The organism is Caballeronia glebae, assembly GCF_001545035.1.
Taxonomy (GTDB): domain Bacteria; phylum Pseudomonadota; class Gammaproteobacteria; order Burkholderiales; family Burkholderiaceae; genus Caballeronia; species Caballeronia glebae.
In genome coordinates, this window is sequence record NZ_FCOJ02000189.1 from 1 (window position 1) to 617 (window position 617).

A 617-nucleotide genomic window follows, 5' to 3' on the forward strand; every position below is an offset into this window, starting at 1 on the left:
TTCTCCGGTCCCGTGTAATTCGCGCTCGGCCGGATGATCTTGTTGTCGATACGTTGCTCGATGATGTGCGCGCTCCATCCCGACGTGCGCGAGATCACGAAAAGCGGCGTGAACATGGCGGTCGGCACGCCCATCATGTGATACGAAACCGCGCTGAACCAGTCGAGATTCGGGAACATCTTCTTCGCGTCCCACATCACGGATTCGAGGCGTTCGGCGATGTCGAACAGCTTGGTGTCGCCCGCTTCCTTCGACAGCTTCTGCGCAACTTCCTTGATAACTTTGTTGCGCGGATCGGAGATCGTGTACACCGGATGGCCGAAGCCGATCACGACTTCCTTGTTCTCCACGCGGCGCTTGATGTCGCCCTCGGCTTCGTCGGGCGTCTGATAGCGCGACTGGATTTCGAACGCGGCTTCGTTCGCGCCGCCGTGCTTCGGACCGCGCAGCGCGCCGATCGCGCCGGTGATGGCCGAGTACATGTCCGAGCCCGTGCCCGCGATCACGCGCGCGGTGAACGTCGATGCGTTGAATTCGTGCTCGGCGTAGAGATTGAGCGAGATGTGCATCGCATCGACCCACGCTTTCGACGGCGCGACGCCATGCAGCAAATGCAG

At 61.1% G+C, this 617-nt stretch carries 1 protein-coding gene; it reads right to left on the bottom strand.

All coding sequences use genetic code 11. The features are described from left to right. Positions 1-617 (bottom strand): citrate/2-methylcitrate synthase (locus AWB82_RS36745; protein WP_327346164.1); only part of this gene is annotated, 617 nt, incomplete at both ends.